Source organism: Nguyenibacter vanlangensis (genome assembly GCF_013376155.1).
GTDB classification, from domain to species: Bacteria; Pseudomonadota; Alphaproteobacteria; order Acetobacterales; family Acetobacteraceae; genus Gluconacetobacter; species Gluconacetobacter vanlangensis.
The window spans coordinates 1-5022 of the sequence record NZ_JABXXP010000186.1; the positions used below are offsets into that span (position 1 = coordinate 1).

At 67.7% G+C, this 5022-nt stretch carries 5 protein-coding genes; all 5 read left to right on the forward strand.

Annotated elements, in window-relative coordinates:
* The coding region (locus tag HUK84_RS10165; protein ID WP_281362783.1) for a sarcosine oxidase subunit gamma at positions 1 to 365 on the forward strand (365 nt) is incomplete at its 5' end.
* Between the two features lie 134 nt (positions 366 to 499).
* On the forward strand, positions 500 to 1756 hold the full coding sequence (locus HUK84_RS10170; protein WP_176640190.1) for an aromatic ring-hydroxylating oxygenase subunit alpha: 1257 nt from the start codon (positions 500 to 502) through the stop codon (positions 1754 to 1756).
* A gap of 31 nt (positions 1757 to 1787) precedes the next feature.
* Positions 1788 to 2870: a hybrid-cluster NAD(P)-dependent oxidoreductase gene (locus HUK84_RS10175; protein WP_176640191.1), complete on the forward strand. Its 1083-nt coding sequence runs from the start codon at positions 1788 to 1790 to the stop codon at positions 2868 to 2870.
* Between the two features lie 3 nt (positions 2871 to 2873).
* On the forward strand, positions 2874 to 3839 hold the full coding sequence (locus tag HUK84_RS10180; RefSeq protein WP_176640192.1) for a GlxA family transcriptional regulator: 966 nt from the start codon (positions 2874 to 2876) through the stop codon (positions 3837 to 3839).
* Between the two features lie 16 nt (positions 3840 to 3855).
* Positions 3856 to 5022: oxidoreductase (locus HUK84_RS10185; RefSeq protein WP_456306667.1), on the forward strand; the 1167-nt coding region annotated here is incomplete at its 3' end.

The window sequence follows — 5022 nt, forward strand, 5'->3', positions numbered from 1 at the left end:
CCTTGCGGCTGGGCCCGTTCGAGTTGCTCCTCCTGCCGGGCGCGGACGATCCGGCGGCGCTCCAGGACGCGCTGGGGCCGATTCCGCACAGCCTCGTCGGCGTATCCGACCGCAACGTGACGCTGACGCTGCAGGGGCCGTGGGCGGCGCGCATTCTCTCGGGACTCTGCCCGCTGGACTTCATGGAAAACGTCTTCCCCGTGGGAATGGCCACGCGCGCTCCGCTCGAAAAGGCCGACGCCGTGTTCTGGCGGACGGCGCCGGACTGCTTTCATCTCGAGGTCTGGCGGTCGTTCGGTCTGTATGCCGAGGACGCGATCCGCGAGGTGGCGCGCGGCGTAACATTTGCGAGTCTGGCGATATAGAAGAAATTCATGGCGCGAATTGGCAAGTGGCATAGCGTCTCGATTTCGTAACGTCACCGTCGGACCCGGCACGGTCGAACGGGCCGCCCCTGCTCCATGAAAAAGCCTCTCCCTCCATCGGAGACCGTTGTGCCATGACGAACTACGACATCGCCGCCATTCGCGACCTGGTCGCCCGCCGCCGGCCGCGCCATGCGCTGGAGAGCGCGTTCTACACGTCGCCCGAAATCTTCGCGGCGGACATGGACGCGATCTTCAATCGTCACTGGCTCTACGTCGCCGTGGAATGCGAGGTGCCCGAACCCGGAGACGCCCTGGCCGTCGATATCGGCAAATCCTCGGTCATCATCGTGCGTGGCGACGACGCGCAGGTCCGGGCCTTCCACAATGTCTGCCGCCATCGCGGCGCGCGCCTGCTGCCGCCGGGGCCGGCCCTCGTCGGCAATCTGGTCTGTCCCTATCATGCCTGGACCTACGGGCTGGACGGCGCGCTGAAATTCGCCGAGCACATGGGCGACGGGTTCGACCGCGCATGCCTGGGCCTGCGTCCCGTCGCGCTGCGTTCGATGGCGGGGCTGCTGTTCGTCTGCCTCTCCGACGACCCGCCCGACGACATCGACGACGTCGTGCGCCAGATGGAACCCTATCTCGCGCCGCACGACCTGAAGAACACGCGCGTCGCCCATACGGCCGACCTGATCGAATACGGCAACTGGAAGCTCGTGCTGGAGAATAATCGCGAATGCTACCATTGCATGCCCAATCACCCGGAACTGACGATTCCGCTCTTCGCCTACGGCTTCGGCTTCGCGCCCGAGGAACTGAGCGCCGAGGACCTGGCGCAGGCCGAACGCTACGAGACGCTGCGCCGGACGTCCCATGACCGGTGGGAGGCAGCGGGCCTGCCCTCGCGCCTGATCGAGCATCTGGACGACCGCCCCACCGGCTTCCGCACCGAACGCCTGCCGCTCGACGGCTCGGGCGAAAGCCAGACGATGGACACGATGGCGGCCTGCCGCGTGCCGCTGGGCACGCTCCGCGACAAGGCGGCGGGCGGCCTGCATTTCTGGACCCAGCCCAATGCGTGGCATCATTTCATGGGCGACCATGTCGTGACCTTCTCGGTGATCCCGCTTGACGAAGGGCGCACGCTGGTACGCACCAAGTGGCTGGTCCACAAGGACGCGGTCGAGGGCCGGGATTACGATCTGGAAAACCTGACCAGCGTCTGGAACGCCACCAACCGGCAGGACGCCGACCTGGTGGAGATGACGCAGCGCGGGGTGGCCGATCCGGCCTATGTCCCCGGCCCCTATTCGCCGCATACCGAAGGACTCGTGGAAAAATTCATGGAATGGTACCTCGCGCGCCTCAAGGCGCACCTGGGTTGACGGGCGAAAGGCCAGCATACGGGACGCGCGGATGACCGACATCGACCTGCCCCCCTTCTGGGATCCCGAAAGCGACGACGTGCTGGTCTGCCGCGCCGTGCGGCGGCAGACCCATGACGTCGCGACCTTCGTCCTGACGGCGGCCCAGCCCAGGCGATTCCGCTACCGGCCCGGTCAGTTCATGACGTTCACCGTCATGATCGACGGCGTGGAAATCCATCGCTGCTACACGCTGTCTTCTTCGCCGAGCCGCCCGGATTCGCTGGCGATCACGGTCAAGCGCGTTCCCGGCGGCCCGGTCTCGAACTGGCTGCACGACCATCTGCGCCCGGGCATGGAAATCGCGGCGCTCGGCCCGACGGGCGATTTCACGCTGGACCTGCCCCATGACGCCGCACCGGAGAAATATCTTTTCCTTTCGGCGGGCAGCGGGATCACGCCGGTCATGTCGATGGCGCGACACCTGGTCGACACGCGCTTCGATGCGGACGCCATCTTCCTTCATTCCGCCCGCTCGCCCGAAGACCTGATCTTCGCGCGCGAACTGGCCTGGATGGCCGAACAGGCGCCGTCCCTGCGCGTCCGCTCGATCTGCGCGCGCGACACGCCGCAGAACCGCTGGCCGGGCGCGATGGGGCGGCTCGACGCGGCATTGCTGGCGCGCGAGGTGCCGGACCTGCGCGAACGCCGTCTCTTCGTCTGCGGACCGGACGGCTACCGCGCGTCGGCGCGCGCCCTGGCCGAGCAGGCCGGCCTGGACATGGCCCGCTTCCACGAGGAAAGTTTCGATTTCGGCACGCTGGCGACGCAGGATCCCGAAATCCCCGCGACGATCGAGGCACTGGACGCGGCGCGTCACAAGGTCAGTTTCACGCGCAGCCGGCGCGAGATCGAATGTGGAACCGACACGCCGGTCCTCGCCGCCGCGCGGGCGGCGGGGATGCGCCTGCCGGCATCCTGCGCCAAGGGCATGTGCGGGACCTGCAAATGCAGGCTGGTGTCGGGCACGGTGGAAATGAAGCACGATGGCGGCATCCGCCAGCGCGAGATCGATCAGGGCATGATCCTGATCTGCTGCGCCCGGCCCACCAGCGACCTCGTGATCGAGCGTTAGACGATGGCTCCGCGCGCCGCCGACCTCGCCAGCCTGCGCCGCTTCGGGTTCCTGACGCTGAGGAATTATTCGCTGATCGCCGTCAGCAACGCGATCGAGGCGCTGCGCATGGCCAATCGGGTGGCCGAGCGGGACGAGTACACATGGCGGGTGCTGAGCCTGGACGGGTCGCCGATCGCCGCCAGCAACGGTCTGTCGCTGCATCCGACCGAGGCCCTGGGTGATGCCGATGGAATGGACGTGCTGTTCGTCTGCGGCGGGATCGACGTCCGTGCCGCCACCAGCCAGGAATTGCGGGTGGCGCTGCGCCGGCTGGCGCGGCAGCGGATCGTGATCGGGGCATTGTGTACCGGTACCTTCGCCCTGGCCGATGCCGGGCTGCTGCGCGGCTATCGTTGCGCGATCCATTGGGAAAATCTGGGCGCGATCCGCGAGGAATTCCCCGAGATCGATATCGTGGACGAGATGTTCGTGATCGATCGCGACCGCATCACCTGCACCGGCGGCGCGGTGCCGCTGGACATGATGCTGCGGATCGTCGCCGCCCGTGTCGGCCCGGCGCGCGCACGGGAAATCGCGACTCAGTTCCTGCTGGAACGCGATCGGGCGGGCAGCGAGATCCAGCCCCTCGCCGCGCTGGATCCCCTGCCGCCGTCACTGGGCCGCGCGGTGCAGTTGATGGAAAGCCGCATCGACCAGAAACTGAGCGTGGGCGAAATCGCCGACGCCGCCGGCCTCTCGGAACGCCAGTTGGAACGGCTGTTCCGGACGCATACCGGCGCGACGCCGGTCGCCTACCTGGCCGCAACGCGGCTGGAACGCGCGCGGCGCCTGCTGCGCCAGACCGGCATGTCCGTCACCGATGTCGGCATCGCCTGCGGCTTCATGTCCCTGACCCATTTTTCGACCGCCTTCCGCAACCGGTTCGGCTACGCCCCGCGCCAGGAACGCCAGCGGCAGGCACGTTAAAGGAACGCCAACGCCCATGATTCCCCATGCCGATGCCCTGCTGAAGCCGTTGCGCATCAAGTCGCTGGTCATCCGCAACCGGGTGATGAGCACCAGCCACGCCCCCGGCTACGGCGTAGACGGCAAGCCGCAGGAACGCTACCAGCTCTATCACGCCGAAAAGGCCAAGGGCGGCATCGGCCTGACCATGTTCGGCGGATCATCGTCCGTCGAACTGGACAGTCCGGCTACGCCGTGGAGCCAGATCGCGGTCTCCGACGACAGCGTGATCCCGTATTTCCGCCAGTTCGCCGACCGGGTACACGCGCACGGCGCCCGGTTGATGATCCAGTTGACCCATATGGGCCGCCGCACCCGCTGGGACACCGATGCCTGGCTGCCGGTGATCGCGCCCTCGGTCCGGCGCGAGCCGGCCTCGCGGTCGATCCCCAAGGAGATGGAGCCCGAGGACATCGCGCGGGTCGTCCGTGCCTTCGCCGCCGCCGCCCGCCGCTGCCGCGAAGGCGGGCTGGACGGGCTGGAGATCTCCGGCGCGCATGGCCACCTGCTGGACCAGTTCTGGAGCCCGTCGGTCAATCACCGGCACGATGCCTATGGCGGCAGCCTGCAGCACCGGATGCGCTTCGGCATCGAGGCGCTGACCGCGATCCGCGAGGCGACCGGCGACGATTACGTCATCGGCATGCGCATGTCGGGCGACGAATTGCTGAATGGCGGCCTGACGCAGGACGACTGCATCGCCATCGCCGAAGACTATGCGCGCCGGGGGCTGATCGATTTCGTCAACGTCATTGGCGGCCAGGCGCGCGACGAAATGGCGCATGCGGTGTCCCTGCCCAACATGGCCTTTCCGGTCGCGCCCTTTCTCGGCCTGGCCAGCGCGATCAAGCGGGCGGTCGATATCCCGGTCTTCCACGCCCAGCGCATCACCGATCTGGCGACGGCGGCGCGCGCGGTGGCAGAGGGGCATGTCGACATGGTGGCGATGACCCGCGCGCACATCGCCGACCCGCATCTGGTCCGCAAACTGGCCGACGGGCGCGCGGACGATATCCGGCAATGCGTGGGGGCGGGCTATTGCATCGACCGGATCTATGTCGGCGGCGACGCGCTGTGCCTGCAGAACGCGGCGACGGGGCGCGAGGCGACGATGCCGCACGAGATCGCGCCCGCCGAAACCGCG